The following is a 253-nucleotide window of genomic DNA, read 5'->3' on the forward strand; positions in this document are numbered from 1 at the left end:
AGGTTGGGGGATGACTGAAGGTGTGGCCGCAGGTACGGCCAATGTCATCACTGACCGTAAGTTCAATGGTACTATCGGCATACCCGTACCTAGCGTTGACATCATTATTGTCGATGACAATGGTAAACGTGTAGGACTACACGAAGCGGGCGAGATGTGTATCAAAGGGCCGAATGTCACGTCAGGTTACTTTAATAAAGACAACAGCAATGACTTTACCAGCGACGGTTACTTCCGTACCGGCGATATTATT

General features: G+C 47.8%; 1 protein-coding gene. It reads left to right on the top strand.

The features are described from left to right. On the top strand, positions 1 to 253 hold a 253-nt coding region (locus AAEY83_RS17060), incomplete at both ends, for an AMP-binding protein (RefSeq protein ID WP_351061033.1).

Origin of the sequence: Psychrobacter sp. TB20-MNA-CIBAN-0197 (assembly GCF_040309765.1) — a bacterium.
In the GTDB taxonomy this organism is placed as follows: domain Bacteria; phylum Pseudomonadota; class Gammaproteobacteria; order Pseudomonadales; family Moraxellaceae; genus Psychrobacter; species Psychrobacter submarinus.